This window comes from Cupriavidus sp. WS (assembly GCF_000395345.1).
GTDB classification, from domain to species: domain Bacteria; phylum Pseudomonadota; class Gammaproteobacteria; order Burkholderiales; family Burkholderiaceae; genus Cupriavidus; species Cupriavidus basilensis_B.
Genome location: NZ_AQPL01000055.1, coordinates 1 through 1,200, shown reverse-complemented (window position 1 = coordinate 1,200; position 1,200 = coordinate 1). Strand labels below are relative to the sequence as shown.

Genomic DNA, 1,200 nt, shown 5'->3' with positions numbered 1-1,200 from the left:
CGCGCCGCCGCGCCGGCCGCCGCGACCGTGCGCCTGGCGCTGATCGCCGACCAGCCGCAGTGGCCCGCGGCCGAGGCGCGCACCGCGCGCCTGCTCGACTACGCCGCCGAGCGCCGGCTCGATTTCGTGGTGCACCTGGGCGGCATCAAGGGCGACACCGAATCGTGCGGCGACGCCCTGCTCGCGGCGCGCCAGCGCCTGCTCGACCAGTCGCCGCTGCCGCTGGTCTACCTGCCCGGCGAAACCGACTGGGCGGAATGCCAGCGCGACGTGAACGGCCATTTCGACGCGGTGGAGCGCCTCAACCGGCTGCGCGAGCTGTTCTTTCCCGACGACGCCACGCTGGGCCAGCGCCCCGCCGCGCTGATGCGGCAGTCCGACCAGGCCACCTTCCGCAGCTACCGCGAGAACGTGCGCTGGAGCGCCGGCGGCGCGCTGCTGGTGACGCTGAACCTGCCCGGCGACAACAACCACTATCGCTCCGAGGGCGGCCGCAACGGCGAGTTCGAGGACCGCCGCGAGGCCAACCGCCAGTGGCTCGCGCGCGCGTTCTCGCTGGCGCAGCAGCAGAACCTGCCCGGCATCGTGGTGCTGGTCCACGCCGATCCGCAGTTCGGCAACGGCTGGGAGCAGCGCGGCAACCCGTCGCTGTTCGATGGCTTCCTGCGCCGCCGCGCGCGCGACGGTTTCCTGGAATTCAAGCGCCAGTTGCGCGAACTGGCCGCGCGCTATCGCGGCCAGGTACTGCTGGTGCATACCAGCCTGGGCGGCTTCGGCATCGACACGCCGCTGCGCGATGCCGGCGGCAAGACGCTGCGCAACGTGACCCGCGTGGCGCTGCCGGCCGGCGCGCCCGGGCAGTACGCCGAACTGGCGATCACGCCGGGCTCGCCCAGGCCGTTCGAGGTGACGCTCAGGGACGGCCCGGGGCCGGACTGAGCGGCGCGGGGGACGATGCGGCGACCAAGATGGTGGCCAGTGTGGCAGCCAATGCGGTGGCCCATGAAAGCGAAAAGCCGGCAAAGCCGGCTTTTCGGGAGCGAACGTGCTGCGCGGCGGTGCGCACTCAGTGCAGCGTGCGCTTGCTGTCGTCCTCGTCTTCGTCCTCGTCCACCACCTCGACGCCCGAGGCGCCGTGGGCGTGGCCATGCTGGACTTCGTCGTCGGTGGCTTCGCGCACTTCCGACACCTGCAGCCAGA

At 72.2% G+C, this 1,200-nt stretch carries 1 protein-coding gene and 1 pseudogene; one reads left to right on the top strand and one right to left on the bottom strand.

Annotation, left to right across the window (positions count from 1 at the left end; all coding sequences use genetic code 11):
• On the top strand, positions 1-939 hold a 939-nt coding region (locus tag K206_RS43615; protein WP_020201481.1), incomplete at its 5' end, for a hypothetical protein.
• Between the two features lie 127 nt (positions 940-1,066).
• Here the strand turns inward: K206_RS43615 and K206_RS37575 are convergent.
• Positions 1,067-1,200: pseudogene (locus tag K206_RS37575) on the bottom strand (peptidylprolyl isomerase); the annotation flags it as partial.